At 40.4% G+C, this 26,292-nt stretch carries 21 protein-coding genes; 18 read left to right on the top strand and 3 right to left on the bottom strand.

The features are described 5' to 3' along the window. Positions 1 to 580: 580 nt before the first annotated feature. Positions 581 to 1,336, bottom strand: coding sequence for an SDR family oxidoreductase (locus KUV50_RS02995; RefSeq protein WP_222578609.1), 756 nt, complete (start codon positions 1,334 to 1,336; stop codon positions 581 to 583). A 258-nt stretch (positions 1,337 to 1,594) separates the two neighbouring features. On the opposite strand from KUV50_RS02995, the gene ytxJ reads away from it, so the two are divergent. Beyond that, positions 1,595 to 1,942 (top strand): bacillithiol system redox-active protein YtxJ, encoded by a 348-nt coding sequence (gene ytxJ, locus KUV50_RS02990; protein WP_222578608.1) that lies wholly within the window; start codon positions 1,595 to 1,597, stop codon positions 1,940 to 1,942. A 72-nt stretch (positions 1,943 to 2,014) separates the two neighbouring features. Next, positions 2,015 to 3,334, top strand: a complete 1,320-nt coding sequence (locus KUV50_RS02985) for a dicarboxylate/amino acid:cation symporter (RefSeq protein ID WP_222578607.1) — start codon at positions 2,015 to 2,017, stop codon at positions 3,332 to 3,334. Here the strand turns inward: KUV50_RS02985 and KUV50_RS02980 are convergent. Continuing rightward, positions 3,331 to 4,281 (bottom strand): magnesium transporter CorA family protein, encoded by a 951-nt coding sequence (locus KUV50_RS02980; RefSeq protein ID WP_222578606.1) that lies wholly within the window; start codon positions 4,279 to 4,281, stop codon positions 3,331 to 3,333. The two genes, KUV50_RS02985 and KUV50_RS02980, sit on opposite strands and share 4 nt — an antisense overlap. 844 nt (positions 4,282 to 5,125) lie before the next feature. Beyond that, positions 5,126 to 6,367: an ABC transporter permease gene (locus KUV50_RS02975; RefSeq protein ID WP_222578605.1), complete on the bottom strand. Its 1,242-nt coding sequence runs from the start codon at positions 6,365 to 6,367 to the stop codon at positions 5,126 to 5,128. A gap of 278 nt (positions 6,368 to 6,645) precedes the next feature. Here KUV50_RS02975 and tyrS point away from each other — a divergent pair, with 278 nt between their 5' ends. The 16 genes from tyrS to istB all read left to right on the top strand — a co-directional run bounded on the left by tyrS (position 6,646) and on the right by istB (position 25,640). Next, entirely contained in the window at positions 6,646 to 7,923 is a 1,278-nt protein-coding gene (tyrS, locus tag KUV50_RS02970; protein ID WP_222578604.1) for a tyrosine--tRNA ligase, read from the top strand. 3 nt (positions 7,924 to 7,926) lie between these two features. Continuing rightward, positions 7,927 to 9,030, top strand: a complete 1,104-nt coding sequence (locus KUV50_RS02965) for a TRAP transporter substrate-binding protein (protein ID WP_222578603.1) — start codon at positions 7,927 to 7,929, stop codon at positions 9,028 to 9,030. A 40-nt stretch (positions 9,031 to 9,070) separates the two neighbouring features. Further along, positions 9,071 to 10,270: a lactonase family protein gene (locus tag KUV50_RS02960; RefSeq protein WP_222578602.1), complete on the top strand. Its 1,200-nt coding sequence runs from the start codon at positions 9,071 to 9,073 to the stop codon at positions 10,268 to 10,270. 251 nt (positions 10,271 to 10,521) lie between these two features. Then, complete coding sequence (locus KUV50_RS19675) at positions 10,522 to 10,863, top strand: tyrosine-type recombinase/integrase (RefSeq protein ID WP_222578601.1); 342 nt, start codon at positions 10,522 to 10,524, stop codon at positions 10,861 to 10,863. Positions 10,864 to 11,155: 292 nt separating this feature from the next. Then, the gene (locus tag KUV50_RS02950) at positions 11,156 to 12,712 is read left to right on the top strand and encodes a hypothetical protein (RefSeq protein WP_222578600.1); all 1,557 of its coding nucleotides are present in this window, start codon (positions 11,156 to 11,158) and stop codon (positions 12,710 to 12,712) included. A gap of 6 nt (positions 12,713 to 12,718) precedes the next feature. After that, a complete protein-coding gene (locus KUV50_RS02945) occupies positions 12,719 to 13,180 on the top strand; it encodes a hypothetical protein (protein ID WP_222578599.1) in 462 nt (153 codons plus the stop codon). A 14-nt stretch (positions 13,181 to 13,194) separates the two neighbouring features. After that, positions 13,195 to 14,712: a hypothetical protein gene (locus KUV50_RS02940; RefSeq protein WP_222578598.1), complete on the top strand. Its 1,518-nt coding sequence runs from the start codon at positions 13,195 to 13,197 to the stop codon at positions 14,710 to 14,712. A gap of 6 nt (positions 14,713 to 14,718) precedes the next feature. Continuing rightward, positions 14,719 to 18,180 (top strand): hypothetical protein, encoded by a 3,462-nt coding sequence (locus tag KUV50_RS02935; RefSeq protein ID WP_222578597.1) that lies wholly within the window; start codon positions 14,719 to 14,721, stop codon positions 18,178 to 18,180. Positions 18,181 to 18,182: 2 nt separating this feature from the next. Then, positions 18,183 to 19,421, top strand: coding sequence for a hypothetical protein (locus KUV50_RS02930; protein WP_222578596.1), 1,239 nt, complete (start codon positions 18,183 to 18,185; stop codon positions 19,419 to 19,421). Beyond that, a complete protein-coding gene (locus tag KUV50_RS02925) occupies positions 19,411 to 20,985 on the top strand; it encodes a MotA/TolQ/ExbB proton channel family protein (RefSeq protein WP_222578595.1) in 1,575 nt (524 codons plus the stop codon). Before KUV50_RS02930 ends, KUV50_RS02925 begins: the two co-directional genes overlap by 11 nt. Continuing rightward, the gene (locus KUV50_RS02920) at positions 20,982 to 21,614 is read left to right on the top strand and encodes a hypothetical protein (RefSeq protein ID WP_222578594.1); all 633 of its coding nucleotides are present in this window, start codon (positions 20,982 to 20,984) and stop codon (positions 21,612 to 21,614) included. Before KUV50_RS02925 ends, KUV50_RS02920 begins: the two co-directional genes overlap by 4 nt. Further along, positions 21,611 to 22,138 carry a TIGR02281 family clan AA aspartic protease gene (locus KUV50_RS02915; RefSeq protein WP_222578593.1) on the top strand — a complete coding sequence of 176 codons (528 nt, stop codon included), beginning with the start codon at positions 21,611 to 21,613 and terminating at the stop codon, positions 22,136 to 22,138. Before KUV50_RS02920 ends, KUV50_RS02915 begins: the two co-directional genes overlap by 4 nt. Continuing rightward, positions 22,138 to 22,662, top strand: a complete 525-nt coding sequence (locus KUV50_RS02910; protein WP_222578592.1) for a thermonuclease family protein — start codon at positions 22,138 to 22,140, stop codon at positions 22,660 to 22,662. Before KUV50_RS02915 ends, KUV50_RS02910 begins: the two co-directional genes overlap by 1 nt. A gap of 703 nt (positions 22,663 to 23,365) precedes the next feature. Further along, positions 23,366 to 24,910: an IS21 family transposase gene (istA, locus tag KUV50_RS02905; protein ID WP_261394971.1), complete on the top strand. Its 1,545-nt coding sequence runs from the start codon at positions 23,366 to 23,368 to the stop codon at positions 24,908 to 24,910. A gap of 12 nt (positions 24,911 to 24,922) precedes the next feature. After that, positions 24,923 to 25,084, top strand: coding sequence for a hypothetical protein (locus tag KUV50_RS02900; RefSeq protein ID WP_222578610.1), 162 nt, complete (start codon positions 24,923 to 24,925; stop codon positions 25,082 to 25,084). Then, complete coding sequence (istB, locus tag KUV50_RS02895) at positions 25,059 to 25,640, top strand: IS21-like element helper ATPase IstB (protein WP_261394970.1); 582 nt, start codon at positions 25,059 to 25,061, stop codon at positions 25,638 to 25,640. Before KUV50_RS02900 ends, istB begins: the two co-directional genes overlap by 26 nt. The last annotated feature ends 652 nt before the right edge of the window (positions 25,641 to 26,292 follow it).

The following is a 26,292-nucleotide window of genomic DNA, read 5'->3' as shown; positions in this document are numbered from 1 at the left end:
TAGGATGAAGGAATGACACTCCACCAAAGTTGTCAAAACCCACTACACCCCTAGTAACGGCTGCTTTAGCTGCCGATAATTTCAGCCGGATTATTTCAGGAATGAAAGAGTTATCCGCATACTTATGTAAAAGATGAATTGGAATTAGGATGAAGGAATGACACTCCACCAAAGTTGTCAAAACCCACTACACCCCTAGTAACGGCTGCTTTAGCTGCCGATAATTTCAGCCGGATTAGTTCAGCAATGGAAGAGTTATCCGCATACCCTTTGGCTGCAAGTGTCTTCCACAGTCTGGGGCACCTTCCAAAGCGAAGCGTCCCAACAGCGAAGCGTCCCAATGACCAAAGCGCCAGCTTTCGGTGGAGGGCACCCTTACACCTTAGATTGACTGGGTTGTTATTCAGGTGTCAGACACTACCCCCACCCACTAACCTCTCCCGGCAAGTGTCTGACACCAACTACTAAAGCGTAGCGTCCCAATGACCAACAGCGAAGCGTCCCAACAGCGTAGCGACTAATACGGCATTATCAAATACAAATGGTATTAATCATCGATAATCAACCATTGATCATTGGCCTACCCCATCCGAACACTCCCGTCCAATCGAACCACCGTCCCGTTTATATATTCATTTTCAATAATATGTTTTACTAATCGGGCAAATTCAGTGGGGTTTCCAAGCCGCTTAGGAAAAGGCACGGAAGCTGCTAAGGAATCCTGAACTTTCTCCGGAAAACCAGCGACCATAGGCGTTCCAAAAATACCCGGAGCGATGGCATTGACCCGGATCCCCGATCGAGCCAGTTCACGAGCTAAAGGCAAAATCATAGCACTAACGCCCCCTTTTGAGGCAGCATAGGCCACCTGTCCGATCTGACCCTCCGTAGCTGCAATGCTTGAGGTGGCGATTAACACGCCCCGTTCAGGATTCATCGTATTCTCCTTGAGATGAGGAACGCAACTATTAAATAGATTAAACGTCCCGGTCAGATTGATAGCCACGGTGTTCGCAAAGTCTTCCGCGGAATGGCTCCCACTTCGGGAACTGTGCAATTTTTGCGCCGGAGCTACACCAGCACAGGCAATGGCACCGTGCAAATGACCAAAGTGAGAGACACCAGACTGCACTGCTCTAATCATCTCCTCAGATTCCCGGACATCACACACCAGGGGAACTACCTTCTTCTTCTCCCAGTCATCCAGCGTATCCGGGTCAAACTTAAGATCCAGCGCAATAACAGCAGCACCGGCATCGCATAGCCCTTGGGTGGTCGCATGTCCCAGTCCAGACCCCGCACCCGTTACCACAAATATCTTGTCAACGATATCCATCTCGCCCCATTTTTAGTCATTGAATAAGATAAAATTAAAAAATATATGTACGACTTTCAATAAAAGCAGACAAGATTGCGTTAAATCACAAAAAATTTAGATGATCCGTAACAGAAACAAATCTTTACTTAGCCTCGCTGTATTCGTTTTGGCCGTGTTTTTGACCACAAGTTGCAACAGAGGGTATGGCTGCCCGGCTGAATTAAATATATTTGAATTTCTTTCAAACTTATTTTGACAAGGTGTGTTCTTCACACTATGACAAACATTAAATGGAACCCGGTTACAGAGAAGGAGCATATTGACAAAATCCTTCAAGAATCACAGCAGGAAAATCAATTGATATTTAAGCACAGCAACAGTTGTGGTATTAGTAATATCGTCAAGCAACGTCTGGAAAAAGAGGCGAAAGATGCCCCCCAATTCACAGATATTCACCTGATCGATGTGATCAAACAACGCAGTTTAAGCGCTAATCTTGCCACCCAAATTAACGTACAACACGAATCACCTCAAATATTGGTGATATCCAAAGGCCAGTGTATTTTTCACACCTCTCATTTTGATGTGTCGCTAAAAAACATCCCTGTTCACACAGAACAATAGATAATTTTCATCCAAACGATCTGCTTTTTTATATCTTACGTGTTTTTGCAATAAAAACAGAAGCACCGCGATATGAAAAGATTAGCACTCCATTGGCAGATTTTACTGGGTATGGTTTTGGGGATCGTTGTGGGGTTTGTGGCGGTCCAACTCCATGGTGAAAATTTTATATCCAATTGGATTGACCCGTTTGGAGTTATATTCATTAATCTGCTGAAACTTATTGCCGTCCCCTTGATCATTGCGTCTCTTTTGAACGGGATCGCAGACCTCAAGGATATTTCTAAATTATCCAAAATGGGGACCCGAACCATTTTGATCTATATCGTCTCCACCGTTCTGGCCATCACCATCGGTCTCATTAGTGTCAATCTGATCCAACCCGGTTACTCCATTGAAGAATCCACCCGCGACAATCTGCTCGAAAGCTATGCCGGTGATGCCAGTTCGAGGATAGAAGCCGCGATGTCGCAAAAAGATCAAGGCCCTCTACAACCGCTGATAGACCTGATTCCGGACAACATCTTTCTCGCAGCTACTGACAATGGAAGTATGCTCCAGGTTATTTTTGTGGTCATTCTCTTCGGAATCGCATTGATACTTATCGATCCCAAAAAAGCAGAGCCGATCAAGGAATTTATCGGAGGCGTCAATGAGGTGGTCTTGAAAATCATCGACATGATTATGCTGGGAGCTCCCTATGGGGTGTTTGCCTTAATGGCCTCGCTCGTGGTTGATGCCCCGAGCCTGGATCTTTTCCAGGCCCTGTTGTGGTATGGATTTACGGTCCTGATGGGGCTCGCTATTATGATTTTCGTGATTTATCCATTGGCTATTAAAATTTTTACCGGTTATAGTTATCGTAAGTTTTTCAATGGAATTTCCCCGGCTCAGCTGCTTGCCTTTTCGACAAGTTCAAGTGCCGCCACGCTTCCGGTGACCATGGAGCGAGTGACAGAGCACATTGGCGTGGATGAAGAAGTATCCAGCTTTGTCTTACCGGTAGGTGCCACCATTAATATGGATGGAACCAGTCTGTATCAAGCTGTAGCCGCTATTTTTATCGCCCAGGCATTGAGTATAGATCTGACCTTCATGGACCAACTGACCATCGTCGTGACCGCCACCCTCGCATCGATCGGTTCCGCAGCCGTTCCGGGTGCAGGTATGGTCATGCTTGTCATCGTCCTGAGTTCTGTTGGCATACCCGAAGCCGGACTGGCTTTGATTTTTGCGGTGGACCGGCCTTTGGACATGTGCCGAACCATCGTCAATGTCACCGGTGATGCCAGCGTATCTATGATCGTGGCCAAATCCCTGGGAAAGTTGGGTGTACCCGTTCGTCGTGACCTGAAAGATCATTACAAACCAGCCCATGAAAGGGTGGATTAAAAAAGATTTTTCCGGCGAAAGATCACCAGCAATATCACTGAAACGGATATCGACAAGATTACTATAATGGCAAAGCCATACGGACTGTCATCAAAAGGCAAGCCTTCCACGTTCATGCCGTAAAACGAGGCGATCAATGTGGGCAGCATCAAGACGACCGTAATAATGGTTAATCGGTTGACGAACAAATTCAGGTTATTGGAAATGATCGACGCATGCGCTTCCATGGTGCCGTTGATGATATTGGTATGAATATTGGCCATGTCCAGCGCCTGGGAATTATCGATAATCACATCTTCAAACAAATCAATGAGATCTTCATCATTCTTCAAACGCAAAAAATCGGTCCGCTTCATTTTCATTTTCAGCAATTCGTTGGAGCTTAGTGAACTGACAAAATACACCAGACTTTTTTCAATACGCAACAATTGCTTTAAGTCCGAACTTTGACTGCTGTTGTACAACTCGGATTCTACAAGGTGCCGCTTTAAGTTCAATTTTTTCAGACAAGCCAAAAAGCGAAGTACGATTTGCTCGAAAATCCGCAACACCATCAGATTGGGTTGTTCCGGTGCCCAATCCTTCACCCGCGAATCAATAAACAGCTGCAACACAGGGTTTTCCTGGGCAGAGATCGTGATGAGGTGGTTTTCGGTGAGAATGATCCCGATGGGCGCCGTTATATAGAGCGCTTCATTTTCCTGCTCCTTTTCATTGAGGATGGGGGTATTGACCAAAATCAGTCGTCCGTTGTCTTCTTTCTCATACCGAGAGCGCTCATCGATATCGAGGGCATCGGTCAGAAAATCGCCGGGGATTTCAAAGAATTCGGCAATATCATGCAACTCATTGGGTTCGAAGGGCGGTTTGATGTTAATCCAACACCCGGGTTGAAGGTGTTCCTGCTCGATAACCTTGCCATTTTCTTTTAAGAGGTATTGAATCATGATTGAGTGGTTCCACGTGCTAGTTGATTGAATTTTATTCAGATTATAGAAGCGAACAAGATACAATTTATCAAATAATTGTTGGAACCATCCATTGGTTGGTGCTAAAAAGCTTTTATCCGGCACAATTTCTACCCATGCTGTGTCCCCAATCCCACTTTTATTTGAATATGCTGTATAAAATTCTGTAGATATTGAAAATTTGTCGAGAAAAATGCGGACACATCAACCAAAGTTTACCTCCCGTCGCGGAGCAGGGAGGCGTACCAACAGTGCAGCGTACCAAAAGCGCGTACCAATGACCAAAGCGCAGCGGCCCAACACCCAACAGCAAAGCGTCCCTATCCCAGTTGGGGAACCACTTTAGGTGTCAGACACTACCCCACCCACTAACCTCTCCCGGCAAGTGTCTGACACCAACTACTAAAGGGTAGCGTCCCAACAGCGTAGCGCCCCAAAGCACAGCGGCTTAAAAGCGAAGTCTACCTCCCGTTGCGAAGCGAAATTCCAGGGTCCAAGTCCAGATTAATTCCGAAAACACGACCGCAGAGCGGTCCAAGTTTATTAGCAACCGGATCATAAAATCCTTTTGACCGCAGAGCGGTCACAGAGTGCACGAATCAAATTCACCACCTTTTTTTTTTGGCTTCGCCTTCGTTCACTACGACCACTAGTGTCGAGCATTTGTTTGGTCTCAGCAGGATGGGGATTAAACACCACGTGGTAATGCCCGGGCCGGGCTGGTTAGGTGTAAGCCACTATCCTCTCGCACACCCTGAGGCTGCAAGTGTCTTCCACGGTCAGCGCAGCGTCCCATCGACCAACAGCCCAGCGTCCAACACCCTCACGCAAACCGCAACGTCTTCGAGGGTCGGATCCGGGAAATTACCAAAGCAGGTAGAAACATAAACAGTACACAAACGATCAGTACAATACCATTGATCATTAATATAAAACTGAAATTAAATTCAATGGGCACATGACTGATGTAATACTCCGATTCGTCCAGAGTGATCAACTGGAACCTTTGCTGCAGGTATCCCAGCACCAAGGCCAATCCATTTCCAATAAGGATCCCAAAGAATAGGATTCGGCCCGCCAACAAGATAAATATCCGCCGGACATCCCGGTTGAGTGCACCCAGTGCCTTAAACAAGCCGATTACTTGAACCTTTTCCATCACCAGAATAAAGAATACCGTGATCATATTGATCACACTCACGATAAGCAGCAAGACCATGATGAGTTGCTCATTGGTTTCCTGCATATAAACCCACTGAAAAATGTTGGGCCAGAGTTCTTCAATGCTAAAATTAAAATACTCCGATGGGACGACATTTTGATAGAGGTAATCGTCGTACACGGAAATATCCTGATTTTTTTCCAAACTAACTTCGTAAGAGGTAAATGTCCCCAATTCAAAACCCAGGATGTTCCGGATGTCTTCGGTGCGTGCAAAAACGATTTTATCATCGTATTCCATGACCCCCGTATTGTAAATGCCCCGGATGCGAAATCGTCGGGGCAACTGCTGGTCATCTTTGATGAAGTATAGAATTATCCGGTCCCCAACCTCGGCATCCATTTTGCGTTGGATCGACCTGGAAAGCATCACCGACCGTTCTTCCATCTGAAACGAATCCAGTGATCCTTCCACCATATATTGATCCATCACATCATACCGATAGGTCGAATCCAAAGAACGAATAATCGCGCCTTCCAGTAAGTCGTTTTGCTGCAGAATCACCGGATACTGGATAATCCCATCCACTGATCGGACTTTTCCGGCAGCGCCTTGTTTTGTGAGGTCCAGATCCCGGATTTCCTCCAGCAGTATACTGTCCAGCGTAATCGCTTCGGTTTCAAAAAATTTATTGGTATAACCGCTGCTAATGTGGATGTGGCCCCAAAAGTCGTAGATTTTCTGGGTGATCTGGTGCTGAAACCCATTGGTTATCGCATTGGCCAGGATCATAATAGCAATACTCAAAGCAATGGAGACCGTGCCCAGCCCCAGCATAAACCGGGTAAATCGAGCCCCCTGACCAAACCCAATTTTACGTGCTATGTACCAGATGGAATTCATAGATTGACCGGATTCGATAAAATAAAAATGGTGCCCCATGCTCTCCTAGTGCGCAATCGGTTCTCCAGTTCGTTTTGGATCAGTCCGACGGATTGACGGTGTTCTTTTGTGGAACAAAGAACTAAGCATAACCAGTAAAAATATTTGATAAGCATCAGCATCTCAACGACTCCCGATTTATTTTTGGTTCATAGAGGTACGCAATTTGGTGAAATAATTAGATTTTGACGAATTATACTTATTATTGTTTCAATTTTTGAAAACGGAAAATGAAAGAAATGAATTTTATAGAAGAACTGCAGTGGCGGAAAATGATCCATGATATGACGCCGGGGCTGGAAGAACACCTCGCTAAAAACAAGACCAAAGGATATATTGGGTTTGATCCGACAGCCCCCTCGCTGACCATTGGAAACTATGTGCAGATCATGAGTCTGACCTTGTTTCAACAACATGGTCATACCCCCGTCGTACTGATGGGCGGTGCCACCGGACGAATCGGCGATCCCTCTTTCAAAGATACGGAGCGGGAGTTGAAATCGGACGACGAAATCCAGCGCAACCTGGAACATCAGCAAAATCAATTTCGACAGTTAATCAACTTTGACAGCGGGGATAATAAAGCCCTGATGGTCAACAACTTTGATTTTTACAAGGACATGAATGTGCTGGAGTTTTTGCGCGATGCCGGAAAGACACTCACGGTCAATTACATGATGTCCAAGGAAAGCGTCAAAAAACGGATTACCACGGGACTTTCCTTCACGGAGTTCAGTTATCAATTATTGCAGGGCTATGATTTTCAATTGCTCATGGAAAAGCATGGAATCGACCTGCAGATGGGGGGCTCGGACCAGTGGGGCAACATCACCTCGGGAACCGAGTTTATCCGCCGCAATACCGGGAAAAAAGCATACGCCCTCACCTCTCCCCTGCTTGTGAAAGCCGACGGAACGAAGTTTGGGAAATCCACGGAAGGAAACATTTGGCTTGACCCGCAATTAACCTCCCCCTACCAATTTTACCAATTCTGGATCAATGGGGACGATCGGGATATTGACAAATTTATCCGTACTTTTTCATTGCGCCCCATTTCGGAACTCCAGGAGGTGCTAGCTTCGGATGCAGATCCGCGGACATTGAAAAGCGAATTAGCCCGGGAACTGACCATCCGGATTCACGGGCAGGAGGAATACGATTCGGTCCTCAAGGTTTCCGAGATCCTCTTCAACAACAAGCTTTCTCCGGAATACGTCCAGGCCCTCAGCGAAAAAGAACTAAACAGCATCGCGCGGGAGATTCCGGCCTTCGACATTGAAAAGTCAGAAGTGGATTCCGGCGGGCTGCTTGATGTAGCGGTCGGCGATGAACGGGTCTTCAAGAGCAATGGCGAAGCGCGGCGAGCCATCAAGGGCAATGCAGTATCGGTTAACAAGAAAAAGATTAAGGACTTTGAGTATAAATTTACCGCGGATGATGTACTGCACGGGAAATACATCCTCCTGGAGAATGGGAAGAAAAACAAATACATCGCCCGGATCAATACGGGGTCCTAATTCATGATGAACCGGAAAAAATTTATTCAGACCGCTGCGGCACTCTCTGCCGGATCACTGCTCGCGGGATGCCGGGCGGAAGAGTCCACCCAAGGGAAAGCCCCAGCCATCATCACGAATAAAAAATACAAATGGTTTATGGTGACCACCTGGCCACCAAACTTTCCGGTGATGGGGACTTCCTGCCAACTGTTTGCCCGGAAGGTGTATGAAATGTCCGGTGGTCAGCTGGACATTAAAGTGTACGGGGCCGGCGAGCTCATTCCGGCCCTCGAGGTATTTGATGCAGTCAGTTCCGGCACTGCCCAGATCGGCCATGGAGCCGCTTACTACTGGACGGGCAAAGTGCCTGCGACCCAGTTTTTCACGACCGTGCCCTTTGGACTCAATGCTTCGGAACAAACCGCCTGGATCAACCACGGCGGGGGAATCGAATTGTGGCGTAAAATATACGACCGGTATCACTTGCGCCCTTTTCTCAGTGGAAATACCGCGCTGCAGATGGGGGGCTGGTTCAATAAGGAAATCAACTCCATGGCCGATTTTAAATCCTTAAAAATGCGGATTCCTGGTCTGGCCAGCCGGATCCTCAAAGCCGTGGGAGCCACCCCGGTATTGGTAGCGGGCGGCGAAATATATACCAATCTGGAACGGGGTGTCATCGATGCGACGGAATGGGTCGGCCCCTACCACGATCAGTTAATGGGTTTTCAGGACATTGCAAAATATTATTACACCCCGGGATGGCATGAACCCGGCAGTACGATGGAGCTGATCGTCCACAGCAAGGCTTTTGATGAGCTCCCTACGCATCTTCAGCAAATTATCGAGGTATGCGCCGGGTATTGCAACGACTGGGCCATGTCCGAAATGCTGCATAAAAATGCAACGGCCCTGGACGAACTCAAAAACAACGCCAACATTGAGATCCGTACATTTAGTCCGGAGATTTTGGATACCTTGAAAAAGGTGACCGATGAAACCCTCCAGGCCCTGGCCGATGCGGACGAGGAGATCAAGGAGGTCTATACTTCCTATCAAAATTACAAACAGATGATCCACCAATACACCAATGTCTCAGAAAAGCTGTATTATACGCGGATGTAATCCCATGCGATTCAAAGATTTCGACAAAACACCAAAAAGTATGAAAAATACCTCCTTTTTAAAATTAGTACTACCTTGTGGATTGTACATCGGAATGCTTTGGACCCTGTTCAGTTGTGGGAGCTCATCGGCCCCACAGGACGAATCCACCCCTCTAAATAAAAATCAAATGAAAACGGAAAAGCTCATTATAGGAACCTATACCAGTTCGGACGAACCCAACTCCAAAGGAATCTATCGGGCAACGCGCGATCTTTCTACTGGCAAATTAACTTTTGATTCCTTGCTACTCGAACTGGACAACCCCAATTTCCAGGCGGTGTCTAAAGACGGTCAGTTTCTGTATACAGTCAGTGAGACCACTGAAGACGGCGGGATGGTTTATGCCTTCCGCATCGAACCGGATTTGTCGCTGACCTACCTCAATCACCAGTCCAGTCTCGGTCGATCGGCCTGCCATGTGGCGGTTAATCAGGCTCAAACCATGCTATTTGTCGCCAATTACAGCACCGGCGTATTCACCATGTATCATCTGGAGGATGACGGTTCCATTTCTGGGCCGGTCGATCACTATAAATACGAAGGGTCGGGGCCCCACCCCAACCAGGGCAGTTCGCACCCCCATCAGACCACCATTTCTCCGGATCAAAACTACGTTTATGTCCCCGATTTGGGCACAGACCAAATTCATATGTATCAGCTCGACGCTCAGAACAAACGGTTGACCGAATTGAACCCCGCGACGTTTGAATTACCACCGGGATCGGGTCCGCGTCACATGACCTTCCATCCGAACAGACCCTATGCGTATGCGATCAATGAGCTGCGGAACACGGTTCAGGCCATGCACTACGACGCCGCAACCGGTTTATTGACGGGCATTGATTTGTATTCCACTTTACCGGAGGATTTTAGCGGCGAAAGTTATTGCGCGGATATCCACCTCTCCCCCGACGGAAAATTCCTCTATGGATCCAACCGCGGGCACAACAGCCTCGTCATTTACCGGATCGATGAGTCCACTGGTCAGTTGGAGCGGGTTGGATTCACCGATGTGTACGGCTACTGGCCCCGAAATTTTTACATCGCACCCGATGGGAAGTTCGTCTACGTAGCCAATGAACGATCTGGGAATATATCCAGCTATTCCCGCGATGAAGACAGTGGCGAACTCACCCTGTTGGATTCAGCATTTACAGCTGTTGTTTCGCCGGTATGTATTACCCCATTTGAGGAGTAAGATCGCTGGTGATCTGTTGGCAGGATTTATTACATAGAGATCTCTGTGGATTCGCCTATGCTGAAGCCAACTTGCAGAAATGTATTCTTCCGATGCCAGTCCTGCCGGTGCAAACCAGGTATCACTCCGATTGCATTTTCCAATGGAAATAATTATTCTTAATACGAAGAATCAAATTTTTCCGCCAAACAAGAATTTGTTAAAATAAATTTATATCTTGGGTTTTAATTTTACAGTTAACCCCATTCATTGTGCCCACCAGCCCCGACCATACCGTCGCATCCATAACATACAATCTACTCACTCACTTTGGAAAAAGTGTTTGGTTCCATGTCTGTTATTGCCATGGTCTGTTGGAAGGAAATAGGAAAGCTAAATATAGCAACAGGAGCGCAGCGCAGGTACTTAAAAGAGCTATAGAGAAGGCAGGTATTAAAAAAAGCGTAACGCTTCACACCTTACGCCACTCTTTTGCTACCCACCTGATCAATAAAGGTGTAAATAATCAGTACTTCCAGGAGATTCTGAGCCACAATTTATCGAAGACAATTCCCAGAACGGGGAAGATATGCGGCAAATACGAAGTCCCTTAAACGACATGAAGATATGAAATAGAAGACAACATTAGGACGCCTTACGTATCAATTAGTAGGTTTATCGGCATATTATACACGTATATAAACAAGTTGTGCGGCATACAAAGAAAGTCCACGCGCAAACAGGCACATTTGGTTTTTGCCGACATGCAAAGCCAACGCTGAAAAAGCAAAAGAGCCTATTTTTTTTTGCCAACGCTCGACAGGAAAATGATCAAAATGAGAAAAACCATAAAAAAAGAAATTGAATAAAATCTACTTTTAGAAACTTATTTAAGCAGAAAAAAATATGGAGCTAAAAAATACTGCCACTCTCGAAGATAGGTTATACCAGCAGACACTGTTAAAAATGATAGTACAAATAAATATCGGAGTTAGAGCGATTCTAATAATTTTTTCCTCTTCAATGCTTCTAGCCAGTTGCACATCTGAATTTCAATCATTTAATAACACTGCCCTCGAGTCCGCCAAAAATGACAACCAAATTGACCAAAAAGAATTTGAAAGATTATTAGAAGATATTTCCAACTCAGAAGAACTTGGCTTTAACCTTTTTAAAATTGATAATGGGAGTATTGACACGACGAAGGTTATTTCATACCTACTCAAATATTATTCGGCAAAAAATCTAAATCTTTCAGAAGCAGATATTTGGCAACCCAAATCAAAGGAAAAGCAAAAAGAATTTAACATCAATGTCTACGTGGAAAATTCGGCAAGTATGGACGGATACGTAACGGGAGTTACAGATTTTGAAACTGCAATTTATAACCTTTTAGGTGACATTAAGATTAGCAAAGTTTGCGACAGCCTGAACTTAAACTATATCAATAACAGCATCCCTTTCTCTAAGAAAAATGCACTCCCAGCCGATATTCAAGATTTCATCGAAAAGCTAGAGCCATCAACTTTTCGGCAAAAAGGTGGAGATAGGAGTGTTTCCGATCTTAAAAACATAATAAATACTGTGCTTAAAACTGTGAATGACCGAAACGCAGCTGTACTCATTTCTGATTTCGTTTTTAGCCCAGGCAAAAATGTAAATGCTTTAGATTATTTGAACAATCAGGGCGTTGGAATCAAAATTGATATTGCAGAGAAAATAATAGAGTTTGGTTTATCCGCTGTTATTATTCAATTAGAGTCAAATTTTGAGGGTACATATTACGACAAGACCAATAAACCTATTCTATATAAGGGTAAAAGACCTTATTACATCTGGATATTCGGAAGTAACCATCATATTAATGAGATTTTAGATAAAAAAATATTGGCCAACATAAAAGGAGGATATTTAAATAGCTTGGTATTACAATCTAAAGCGAAACAGAGCCAACCGAATTACAAAATATTATCAAATCCAAAAATTGGAGATTTTAGTAGAACTGAATTAAACAACAAGATAATTGCGGATGCTTCTATTTCAAAGAACAAACAGAACAATGCCTTTTTTGGATTCAATCTTGCCGTTGATTTCAGCAACAGTATTCAAGATCCAAGTTACTTCTTGGACACAACAAATTATGTGGTAAGTAATTCAAGTTATCAACTAGAGGTCGAGCTCATTTCAAATAAAAATGACCCTTTCCTTTCAGGTTTTACGCACTTAATCGAATTAAAAACAAAAGATTTAAGAAATGAAATTTTAGAAATTCAAGTTGTGGGCCAAACACCAAATTGGGTTTTCAACTCAGCTTCAATTGATGACTCCAATATTTTGAATGATATCTCCGAGCAACAAAAGACATTTGGTTTACAATACTTGATACAAGGGGTAATCGATGCTTTTTATCCAAAATCCAGCTCGAATGCAATAACTACAATTACTGTAACAATTAAAAAATAATCCACTATGGAAGAATTCTTTGCTAGTTTATACGAATGGTTTGGCTTGAACCCACTTTACTCAACAGATATGGGGGATCAATTAAGAGGATGGGATATTACTTGTACCGATTACATCGGCACACCTTGGTATGTAATCATCGGATGGATTATGATAGCAACTACAGCATTTTTCTACACTCTACAATATCACATAATTGATAGTTCTCGATGGAAAAACAAAACTCATTGGTGGATTTTTGCTTTGATAATAGTTCTCGCAAATTTTCTCGTTGCTTTTTTAATCCCTTACAACAGTATTCAGGCGGGCGATTATTGCAATCAATTAAATATAACCATTTCGGATTGTGTCGGTTTTGGATTGTCAAATGCTGTATGGAGTTTCATTCTATTCGCTGTAATAACAACAATTCCAGTCTTTAGAAGATTCAGCAATAATTGCAGACACACAACATTTTGGAAACCTTAAAATTAAAAAATACAATGGCACGTTTATACATATTCGCAATAGGAGGCACAGGTTCAAGAGTTTTGAAATCACTTACTATGCTTTTAGCTTCAGGAGTGAAGCCTAATTCAGACAAAAATTTTGAAATTGTTCCGATTATTATCGATCCTCATAAATCAAACGAAGATTTAAAACGGACTGAAAGATTACTCGGAAATTATCAGACAATTTCAAATGAAGTAGGATTAGATAGTGGTTTTTTTAGCACTAAAATCACAACGCTTGACAGGCTTACAACCTCTCAAAATAGACTATCCGGAAGTTTCACTTTTAACCTGCAAGAAGTTGGTGGCAGAAAGTTTAGCGAATATATTGGTTTCAATCAATTAGATGAGCCTAACAAGGCTTTAGCTGACATTCTCTTTTCAGGAAAATCAATTAATAAACGGCACGAAGAAGTTAATCTATTGGATGTAGAAATGGATATTGGCTTCGTTGGAAATCCTAATATTGGCAGTATTGTATTAAATCAAGTTAAAGACTCACAAGAGTTCAAGGATTTTGCATCCAATTACAATGAGGACGATAGAGTCTTTATTATCAGTTCAATTTTTGGCGGCACAGGTGCAGCAGGGTTTCCCACCATACTCAAGAACATCAGAGATGCGATGAACAATCGGAACATTGATGGCAAAGGTTTTTTACAGGATGCAAAAATTGGAGCTATTACTGCATTACCCTATTTCAACATTGAGAAAGACAATGATAGTCCAATACAGAAATCTGATTTTATAGCCAAGACTAAGGCAGCATTGTATTACTACAAAGATAATGTTACAGGCAATAATTCGATAAATTCCCTGTACTACATTGCCGATAATTACAGCGGGAAACCTTATAAAAACGATCCAGGGGACAATGGACAAAAGAATGATGCACATTTTGTAGAAATGGCTTCTGCTCTTGCTATAATTGATTTCTTGGAAACGCCTGATAGAGATTTAGAAACCTCAGAAGGTAAGGCATTAAAGCCTATTTACAAGGAGTTTGGCATTCGCAAAGATGCATCTGACATTAAATTTTCTGACCTAGAAGATTACACTGAACGTAAAATCGCATTGCGACTTTCTCAATTTGCCTTATTTAGAAAATATCTAACAGAACACCTTAGCAGTGCCGTAGAAAACGAAGCTTGGAGCAATGACTCACCTGAAATAAATAAAAAGTTTGTAGATAATACTTTTTACCGTACCAATCTTACTGAGTTTTTAAACTCCTTCACCGATTGGCTTAAAGAAATGGCAGAAAATAAAAGAGGTTTTTCCCCTTTCAACATAGACTCATCAATTGATGCACTTATTAAAGATAGAATTGGTAAATACGGTTTAGTTTTCAAAAGCAAGGTTGATTATGGAGAGTTCAATAATCAATTGAGCAAAACTTCTAAGAAGTCTAAGTCACTTGACAGAAGCTCAGCTGAGAAACGATTAATAGGTCTGTTCTATGAAACTACCGAAAGCATTTTAGAGGACTCTTACGGATTAAAAAACTAAAAGATTATGAGCAAAATATTTGGTTACACAAAAAAAGGGGGGCAGCATTGGTTTACATCTGATGCTTATTCGGATAAAGAAATTGAATCTATTAAAGACCCTGAGGGTGGAAGTGAAATTTCACTACCAACAGCAATACCAAGCCCTTTTGCAAGAATTGACTTAGTAAAGACAGCTTTCAGAAACATTACTAAATCGCCTGATTTAAAAGCCTACACGAAGGACGGTAATGTGGTTGCAGGTAAGGACGATGAGAAGCTAGTTTCTGATGCTCTAGACCTTGCAGAATTACTTTTCAATATTGACAGTAAAAAGGACAATGTCAAAATAATTGTTTGGGATAAGGAAACTGAATTGGCAAAACTTAAGAATGGTTCAACGGCACATCGACATTTGGCTGAAACACTAGAGCTTTATTTAGACCAGGATAAGAAATCATACAACTTTGATTTGCTCAATAGACTTTATCTGATCCAATACAATCATAAAATAATTGGCTCTACTTCTCCAGCCACAATGTTTTTTGCTACTGCAAATGATTTGACTCACGCTCAAATTACATTTACAAAGAATGATAGAATCTTTGATGACTCCTATGCTCCGCTTTATGAAAGAGATGCTGACTTCCAAAAGTACTTTTATCTACTTTTTAAAGCCAATCCAGTTTTATCACAAAGACTAACTGTAATAAATGACTACTTGGATAAGAACCTCAAAATCCTTGATAGAGTCAATAATAACCTTTATGAAGAAATTAAAAATTTAGATGTTGCTGATTTTATCTCGAACTATTCAGAACTAGATACAGGCCTTTCAGGAGATGTGGTTGAAGTAGTTGGAGTTCCATTACGAAAGCGAAAAAAAGAAGATGTAGTTAATGCAGTTCAATCCAGCGACTTCATCATTCAATCAACAAAATGCAAGGATGAAGCAAAGCCCCTAGTACTTCAAAACAACCTTAATAAAAATTTCAGGTATGTAAATGACCAATGGGATAATTCCATTCAAGTACCATTTGCAGATTCCGAAACTGTATTAGAGAAAAGAAGATTACCAGGCATTAGCATTCAATACCCCTATCTTACAGTAAGTGATTTTTTAGAGCCTCATCTAATCCGTTTGGTTTATCCCATTAATAAGGAGAAATTTTTTGATGGGAATGTAAACACAGAAGTAGGAAATGACTCCAAAGGGTACATCTTGCCTCTAAAACAGAAAATTTTTGATTATTTCAATTCAGAAGATTTATTGAACTCTTCACAAAATAATCCTGAAATAAAAATGGTGCAAGGTGCTGCGGGTTCAGTAAAAGTAACCTTACGAATACCAGTAGCGAAAGGTGAACACATTTCTTTTGAAAGAACGTATTACCAATCACCCGATAATCAAATTGGTAAGCCAGACGAAGTTAAGAATAAAGGGGTAATTGTAGAACATCAATTTGGCATCACACTTTTTCCATTCATCAAAACCAACGACCCAAATATTGAAGCTCATTACCGAGTACAATTGGTCGATCGAGATGTTGCAGGTATTCTGAAAAATTCTAATTATGACTTAAAATTTTTCACAAATAACGAAAATGAGCCAATTGAAGTTAAGGCGAAAAAAGTAAGAAGTAAAAAGGATTTAGGAAACTTAACTCCTGAATCTCAATATTACGTACTTAACAAAGAGTTCGACTTTATACAAGTGAAAAATTTGTTAGCTGAAGGGATTTCAGGGATAATTATTCCTTCGTGGAAGCCTTATAGTCCGGGAGCCGCTAAATTCAGTTTTGCTATAGATTTTGGTACAACCAATACCCATATAGAATATAAGGTAGATGATAGTACACCTAAACCTTTTGATATTACTTTGCAGGATATTCAAATTGCAACATTATTTGAGCAATCAACGAAAAGTGAAGAAATCCTTGGGGGTTCAGGTAACATCGCAATCAAAGAGTTTGTCGAAGAAGAGTTCATTCCTAGTTTAATAGGAAATGATTCAGAATTTAAGTTCCCACATAGAACAGTTATAGCTGAAAGTCATTCGCTGAATGTTCAAACCGAGACTTTTTCATTAGCTGATTTTAATATTCCATTCATTTATGAACGAAGACATAGACCTGAAAAAGGTAAAATACAAACGAATTTAAAATGGTCACAAAAGGAAATCGGCAATGAAAAGCGTGTAAGAGCATTTTTTGAAAAGATAATTATGCTAATGAGAAACAAAGTACTTTTCAATAAAGGTAATTTATCACAAACCCAATTAGTTTGGTTCTATCCTTCTAGTATGAAGCCAGCAAGAATAGCTGATTTAGGAAGTACTTGGAACGAATTATTTAACCAGTTTTTTAACCCCACAAAACCAGCAGTTGGAATTTCTGAATCTATAGCTCCTTTTTATTATTTTAAAGGCACAGGTAAACTTCACGGAGGCGCTTTTAAACCAGTTGTTTCTATCGATATTGGAGGTGGTACATCTGATATAGTTGTTTTCAAACAAAATATGCCATTATTGCTTACTTCGTTCAAGTTTGCAGCAAATACAATTTTCGGGGATGGTTACAGTGAGTTTGGTGCTGCAAATTCAAATGGCTTAATAAATAAGTACTTCCCACATTTTGATAGCTTATTAACTGCGAACAAAATGAACGATCTGTCCAAAGTGTTATCATCAATTAAGAAAAAGGATAGGTCTGAAGACTTAAATGCTTTCTTTTTCTCTATTGAAGACAACCCGAAAATAAAAGACAGAAAACTATTTTCATACAATTCGCTTTTATCAAAAGATGATGACATAAAAATTATATTTATCTATTTCTACACGGCCATTATCTATCATATTGCTGAGTTAATGAAACTAAATGAAGTTGAACTTCCTAAGCATATTATCTTTAGTGGTACAGGCTCTAAGATTTTGAATATCATCTCATCTGATAAAAAAATTCTCTCAAATTTTTCAAAAGTAATATTTGAAAGTGTTTATGATAGTAGTTTTGATTCCGATGGATTGTCGATTGAAACAGAAAATGATATGCCTAAAGAGGTTACTTGTAAAGGTGGTTTAATGCTTAACCCTGAGGATTTAGCTTTTGATGTCCGAAAAATAAAAGAAACATTGACTTGTGTTGAAGACAAGGGTATTAAAAGCCTAACATATGATAGGTTAGATGAAGATACAAAAGCAAACATTGTAGCCTATGTAAAGAACTTCAACAAGTTCTTTTTGTCTCTGAACCAAAATTTCAGCTTTAATGATTATTTTAATGTTTCTGAAGAATCACTCAAAATATTCAAGGAAGAAGCAAATAAGCATTTAAGAGATTACTTGGAAGAGGGATTAGAATACAATAAGAAGTTAGACAATGTCGGAAAAGACGATAAAGAAATTGAAGAATCACTTTTCTTTTATCCGCTTATTGGTGCAATCAAAAACCTTTCCTCTCATTTATCTCAATTAACACCAATAAATAGCTAAAAATGAAAAAATACATTCTATTACTAGTTCTATCAATTATACTTTATGAGTCTTCTTTTGGTCAGGTGACTAAAGAGTCTTATGAAAAGGCAGTTGATATACTTAATTATCAATCTGTCTATTATTCATTATCTGTTTTAAGCCCAACGAGTGGAGTTACTGCCAATTTCAAGGCAAATTGTAACTGTAAGAACAAACCTGTTTTTGAAAAAATCAAATCTTCAATTCCTGAAACAGAGCTAAAGACAATTGAAATCTCCAATAAAATTCAGGAATTGAAAAGTCAAGATATTTCGGCATTTGACCAGTCCCGTGCATTGAATTTTCTCTTGAATGCCTCATTTAACGAGTCTGAGGTTTTGAAAGACTTTAAAAGTCAACTAGACCAAAAGGGGAAACTTTCGGACTATAAGGCCAATTTAACACAGCAGTTAGAAGGAGTTTTGCAAGAAAACATTCCAGTAAATACTACTAGTCAAAAAGAATCAGAAAGTAAACTTTCAGCTATTGATGATAGAGTTCGAAAAATTGAAAAAAATCAAAATTCCAAGGAAGAAAAGTCGGGTATATTTGGTGGGTTTTCAGATTACTTAGTCATTCTAGCTGTCGTTTTGGGGATTTTAGGTTTGTTTCTAGCTCTAAGAAAAAGAGATAATTACGAAGAATTATTACCTAGGATTTTAGAAAGCAGAAGATTGAAGGATCTGATTCATTCGCAAATTAACTCAACTAACAGTGGAATGAGAAATAATAATTCCACTTATTCCGAAATTAGGGATATGCAAGGAAGAATTAGAGACTTGGAGGCACTAATTCAAAGACTTAACTCCGATATTGAAAAATTAAAGCAGCCTAGATCAACTTACCCATCAAGTCCTTCTACTTCCAATCAGGAAGTTAGACAACCTGAACCAAAAACAGAGATACTCTTCTTATCTACTCCAAATTCGGATGGAAGCTTTAACGAAAGCTCGGCATCAACTACCTATAAAGATGGAGCAAGCATTTATAGACTAATGAAAACAGGAAATTCCAATGCTAATTTTCAGATTGATGAAAAAGAAACTTCAATAAAGCTTGCCTTGCAATATCCAGATAAAAATATTGACCCTGTTTGTGATGCTGAGAACGCATTTAACCCAAGGTCTAATAGAATTTCAACGATTAAAATGGGTGAAGCCGAATTACAAAATGGAAAATGGATTATTAACTCTAAAGCTGTAATTCGCTATGAAGATTGAATTCATTGAAACAGTTTTAGTTTGCATTATTGTTTCCATTCAGATAGGTGTTTTCGCAAGAACATTTTTTAAAATTCGCCTTTTTAAGAGGATAATTCCAAACATAAATTCATTATATGTTACTAATATTATTGTTCAAGTTTCAGAACTAGAAAGCTTATCACCGAAGGAATTCCTGAAAAATATAGATAGTTATAAAGAAGTTCGACCAGACTCTAATTCAGACGAAGTTTTGGATGAGAATGAAAACTTGGATTTATTCAATATCTCTAGCCCAATCATTGAAGATATTGAAAAAACCGAAGTAAATATTATTGAGATAGACGGTAAAGCGAATAAGGTGTTTAAAAACATTTTGTTCTCAGTCAATAATTACCTCATAAGAAATAGAGGTGCATCTTCAGATTTTAATCTGATGAAAGATATTGTAGAGCGAAATATAGATGCAGTAGAAGAGGATATAAACTTATCAGTGGGCACTCCACTCTATTTGGGTTTAATGGGCACTATGATGGGAATTGTAATTGCCCTTTTTAATATGCCAGATTTAGGTGTAGAACTAGGTACTGAACAAACAGGAAAAACCCTTGACGAAGGTATTGCAATGCTTATTGGTGGTGTTAAAATAGCGATGATAGCTAGTTTTGTGGGTTTAATGTTGACCATAATTAACTCAGGTTGGGTTTTTAAAGGATCAAGAAGCTACAGCGAGGCTAGAAAAAATGAGTTTTATACTTTTATTCAAGTAGAACTTCTTCCTATAATTAACCAAGGTTTAGCTTCAACCCTAAATTCTCTTCAGAGAAATTTATTAGAGTTTAATAAAGAGTTTAAAAGTAACCTAAATGGACTTACTGGAGTGTTTGATTCCAATCGCCAGGCCATTAGAGAACAAAAAGAATTAATTGAAGCACTTGACAAGGTAAAGGTCTCACAAATGACAAGGTATAATGTAGCCGTTTTAAAACAATTAGACCTTTCTGTAGAAAAATTTGAGAAGTTTAACGCCTTCCTTTCTAATACAACTCAATTTGTTGAAAACTCACAGTTAATTGTCACCAAGACAAATGAGCTTCTCACTAGAACAGATAATTTCAGGGCTATTGCAGAAAATCTTGATAGCAAATTAAATCAGAGCCAACAGCTACTAACGTTTCTCTCTGAGCATTTCAACAAGTTGGAAGAACATAAAGAGTATACCTCAAATACAGTTGCTGATGTTGGACATTCGATTTCCGAAACGTTTAAAGAACTAAAAGAACACATTCAGAATTCAAGTGAAGCAGTCAAACAGTTCACAATCGATGAAACAGAAGCTTTAAAAAATGCTCTTTCTGAAAGCAAAACAAATTTGGTCAACCTCGAACATTTGTCAACACTCAAAACAGATGTTTCTCAATTCAAAAACAGTTCGGCTACTCAGGGTGAAAGACTCAAACAAACAATAGAAGATTTAAATCGAAATATGGGGAAAGCAATCGTAATTCTTGAGCAGATTGAGAACAAAAAAGACGTCATATCTTCTGTTAGAAATCTATTTAAGTCTAAAAAGAATTCGGTATGACAGGAAAAGGCTCAGGATTCTTTTGGCCAAGTTTTACCGACTTAATGACCAGTTTATTTTTTATTATGTTGGTATTGTATGTTTTGACTTATCTGAAGCTTACAAATCAACAGAGAGCGACCGAACAGCAATTAAGGGAAATAAAAAGAGTCCAAGAAGCCGTTAAAGCACTCCCTTCTGAATACTTTATTTATGACCCATTAAATCAGCGGTATAAGCTTAATCTCAATGTAAATTTTGCGAGTAATAGCTCGAATATCAATGACCTAGACGAAATAGTGCTTGTTGATTTGTTGAAAGCAGGAAAAAGCATTTCAGCTCTTCTTAAACAACTAAATAACACGAATAGTAAAGTTAGTTATCTACTAATAGTGGAAGGCAACACGCAAAGGTCTTATGATAATTATCTTAAAATGCCCGATGTAGGATATAATCTTAGTTATAAAAGGGCATTGTCATTAGTGAATTATTGGCAAGATAACGGCTTGGACTTTACAGAGATTAGCAACTGTGAATTAATGATTGTCGGTAGTGGATATTTTGGAAAAGCTCGTGACACTAATGAAGATGAAAACAGAAAGTTTACAATACAGATAACACCTAAAATTGGTGAAATAAGAATAGAATGAAGACAAAAGGATTGATATTTACTGTTTGCATTTGTGTCTTAATATCTGCTTGCACTCAATCGGGAAGACGCAAACCTGCATCTAAAAATGAAATGCCTCAAGTTAACTCTACTACTAAACGGTCGAATAATTTCGAAGGCAAGAATGTAATCAAGATGAGAAAATCAGGTGGGGTTTACTTAATACCAGCAATAGTCAATGGCTCGAATATGGATTTTATCTTCGACACCGGAGCATCAGACATAACCATTTCAGAGGTGGAAGCTCTTTTTTTATACAGACAAGGGACATTAACAGAAGATGATTTTATTGGGGCCCAGCAGTATCAAATCGCTGATGGCAGTATTTCTGAGGGTTCAATAATCAATCTTAAAACAGTACAGATTGGAAACAAGGTATTACACAATGTGAAAGCTTCAATTATACATAATACATCCGCACCCTTGCTTTTGGGTCAATCAGCTTTAAATCAATTTGGCCAAATAACAATAGATTATAATAACAGTCAAATTACTTTAGATTGATGAAAAGGCTAATAATTTTTTTTATTGTTGCATCTCTTACAGCCTTTTCGTGTAATTCAAAAAGTGGTAATCGGAAAGCACAATCGGAACAAAGCGAACAATCCGATAAGGAAGGCTTTTTAAAAGTCACCAAAGTAGTGGACGGAGATACATTTTGGGCTGATGACGGTTCCGCAAAAGGAAAAAAAATTCGTCTAATCGGAGTTGATGCACCAGAATCTAGAAATGTTTTTAAAAAGAAAAAGGGGTATTATGGCGAAGAGGCCAAGAATTACTTATCAAATATGTTTGACGGGCAAAGTGTACGCCTTGAATTTGATGTTGACAGCTTAGACCAATATGGTAGAACACTTGCATACATTTATTTGACAGATGGAACATTCGTTAATGCTGACTTAGTGAAAAATGGATATGCAATGGTTATGACCGTTCCTCCGAATGTAAAATACGCGGACGAATTTGTGAAATATCAGCAAGAAGCAAGGGAAAACAATCGAGGACTTTGGAAAATGAACAATGAATAAAAATTGAACATAATATGCCAACGCTAAAAGCCATACACATTTGCAACTCGCACCTGCCATCGCTGCAACTAAAAATTGCAAAAGATTAAGTCTTTGCCAACGCCGACAGACAGACTAAAATAAATATGACCGCACAACCATGTATAAGCGTAATGCGGGCGAAAATGCTAAAATTTAAAGAACTGAATACTAACAACATAGTGCCGAACCGAAAGTAAAGTGCTTAGAAATCCCGCACTACGCTTGTACTTGACCGTTCACGCGAAAGAAGAGCCAGCGCACTAATGACACATTAATTGATTGAATAAAAAAGACTTATCAGAAACGGATGCTGAACAAAATAAAACTACATAAAACAGCATGCTACTGGATATTCCGGACTATACTGCCCCCCCCAAATCCGGATAGCAAAAGAGCGTAAAAACCGGATATCACGAAAAAATAACATGACAATCCGGCGGATGTTGACCACCCTTTTTTAAAACAAGGAAAACGGGGTCGAATTTACTCTAAATAGCTTCTAAATTAAGAAGGTAAGCTAATATTTATCCGGAGCAAATTGACCCCCCTGGACTCAAAATCCGGAGCATGCTGACCCCCATCAAGAATTGGGGGAAAAAAATCCGGAGCATGTTGACCCCCTTGTGAGTAGTTTTTGGTTGATTGATTTACAAATTTTCATAATGTGTAAATCAATCAAACGATGGCAGGAAAACCAAAATCTATGAGTAAGATCAAGCAACTATTGCAACTACACAAACAAGGAGAATCTAAAAAGTCCATTGCCCGGATACTGGACATCAGCCGGAATACCGTCAAGGCTTATCTCGAGAAGCTTCCGCATATACAGTCGGATATAGACGATCTCATAGCACTGGAAAATCCAGAGCTTGAGAAGCAGTTCCATGCGGGCAATCTGGCCTACAAAGAGGATCGGTATGTACATCTGAAAAATCGGCTGGATTACTATTCCAAGGAGCTGGGAAGGGTCGGAGTAACTCGGCAGCTCCTCTGGGAAGAATACAAAGTGGACTATCCGAATGGATATGCACGCAGCCAGTTTTTCTTTCATTTATCTCAGCATAGGAAGGCTGCTAAGCCTACTATGATTCTTACCCACCATCCTGGAGAAAAGCTCTATATCGACTTTGCAGGAAAGAAGCTATCGTACGTTGATCGGAAGACGGGAGAGGTGGTAGAGTGCTCTGTATTTGTCGCGTGTTTGCCTTATTCTGATTATGGCTTTGCTATTGCTGTACGCAACCAAAGCGTTGAAGAATTCCTATATGCTTTGGGACGATGTCTGCATTTTCTGGGTGGGGTGCCACAGGTATTAGTGCCTGATAATCTCAAGAGTGCAGTCATCAAAGCCGACCGGTACGAACCAGATATTAACACAGCTCTCGAAGACTTTGCCAATCACTACGGTACTACCGTGATCCCGACAAGACCGGCCAAGCCAAAAGACAAAGCATTGGTCGAAAATCAAGTCAAGTTGGTTTATAGTCGGGTATTTGCAAAGATCCGGAACCAGCGCTTTTTTAGTCTGTCCGAGCTCAATAAAGCGATCAGCGAAAAAATGTTAGATCACAATCAAACCCGGATGCAAAATAAATCCTACTGCCGTGAAGAAAAATTTATGGCTTATGAAAAACACCATCTCAGCCCCCTACCAAACCAACTCTTTGAAATTAAATATTACAAAACTTATAAGGTGCAACAAAACAATCATGTGCAGCTGGGGCAGGACAATCATTTCTACAGCGTCCCCTATATCTATATCGGTCAGAAGGCAAAAGTAATATACACCCGTTCTATGATCCGCATCTATATCGATGGATCATGTGTGGCAACACATCGCAGAAATCGAACCAGCAATGCATATTCTACCGTCAAGGACCATCTTTGCTCCACACATAAACATTATCTGAATCGTAGCCCAGGCTATTATATTCGTCGGGCCAGGCATTGCTGTGAGGTGCTGCACCATTTTACCCAGCTCTTGTTTGACCAGAACCGGCCACCAGAACAACTTTACAGAACCTGTGATGGCATACTAAGGCTGTATAGCAAGACAGACAAAGAACTGTTTAAAAGAGCCTGCAAACTTGCTATCACGCACAAAATATACAGCTACGGATTCATCCTAAAACTAATCAAAACCAAAATGGTGGATCATCCTGAAGAGGCTCAAAAAAGAAGCTTACCGAATCATGACAACATCCGAGGAGAAAAATATTATTCATAAACACAACACATTATGACACAAATCACATCAAAATTAAATGAACTGCGACTGCAGGGAATGAGCCGCAGCTGGGAATCCTTAGTCGAGACACGCCATCACCAGGATCACCCTGAGCGAAGGACTGGAGATATTGCTTCAGGCAGAGAAATTGGATCGGGAACAACGTCGTTTTGACCGACTGCAGAAGAATGCTAAGTTCCGCTACCAGGCTTCTATCGAAGAGCTCCACATGGACGCATCCCGCGGCATAGACAAAACACTTCTCGCATCGCTAACTACAGGTAATTATTTGAAGAATGGTGAATCCATTATCATCACCGGAGCTACCGGCTGTGGGAAGAGCTTTATCGCTTCAGCACTCGGTCACCAGGCATGTGCACAAGGCTATAAAACGGCTTATTTCAATATGCAAAAGCTAACACAAAAACTAAAGATCTCCCGACTGGAAGGAACCATATTATCCTTTTTTCTGAAGATCGCTAAAACTCATCTGTTAATATTAGATGACTTTGGTCTAACCCATCTGGAAAAACAACAGCAACTTGACTTGATGGAAATTATCGAAGATCGTCATGCGAGGCACTCAACTATTATAGTAAGCCAACTTCCGGTAGCCTCTTGGTTTGATATAATTGGTGAAGCTACCATAGCGGATGCGATTCTAGACCGATTGGTCTATACTTCACACAGAATAGAGCTGAAAGGAGAAAGTCTAAGGAAAAAACAGTAATTTTGTCAGTATAATTGCCACCCGAATAACCAAAAACTCCCAGGGGGGGTCAACATCACCGGATTGGGGGGGCAGTATCACCGGAATATGCACCTACAATCAAATTGTAGAATTTGAGCCAAAATAAACTACTTTTTTGGAGGTAATGGTGTTGGTAAATCTTCAATGGGAAAGGTGATTTCCGATATTACTGGATACTCCGAACCATATTGACCCCCTAAATCCGGATTTTAAAAGAGCATAAAAGTCGGAAAATTAATAAAACAAACATGACAATCCGGCGGATGTTGACCACCCTTTTTTAAAACAAGGAAAACGGGGTCGAATTTACTCTAAATAGCTTCTAAATTAAGAAGGTAAGCTAATATTTATCCGGAGCAAATTGACCCCCCTGGACTCAAAATCCGGAGCATGCTGACCCCCTCTTTTAACGGTTTTGGTTGTTTGGTTTACGTAATTATTTAATCACGTGGATATTCCGGACCATATTGACCCCCTAAATCCGGATTTGAAAAGAGCATAATAATCGGAAAATTGAAAAGATAAACAGGACAACCCGGCGGATAGTGATCCCTTGCAAAAACCAAGGCGAATCAAACCACCTGGTTATTCTTGAATTTAAACTTTTACTCAACCTATCGTCAAGGGATGC

Source organism: Membranihabitans marinus (genome assembly GCF_019802045.1).
GTDB classification, from domain to species: Bacteria; Bacteroidota; Bacteroidia; order Chitinophagales; family Saprospiraceae; genus Membranihabitans; species Membranihabitans marinus_A.
Note: the sequence above shows the minus strand (reverse complement) of the source record. Positions and strands in the feature narration are given on the sequence as shown.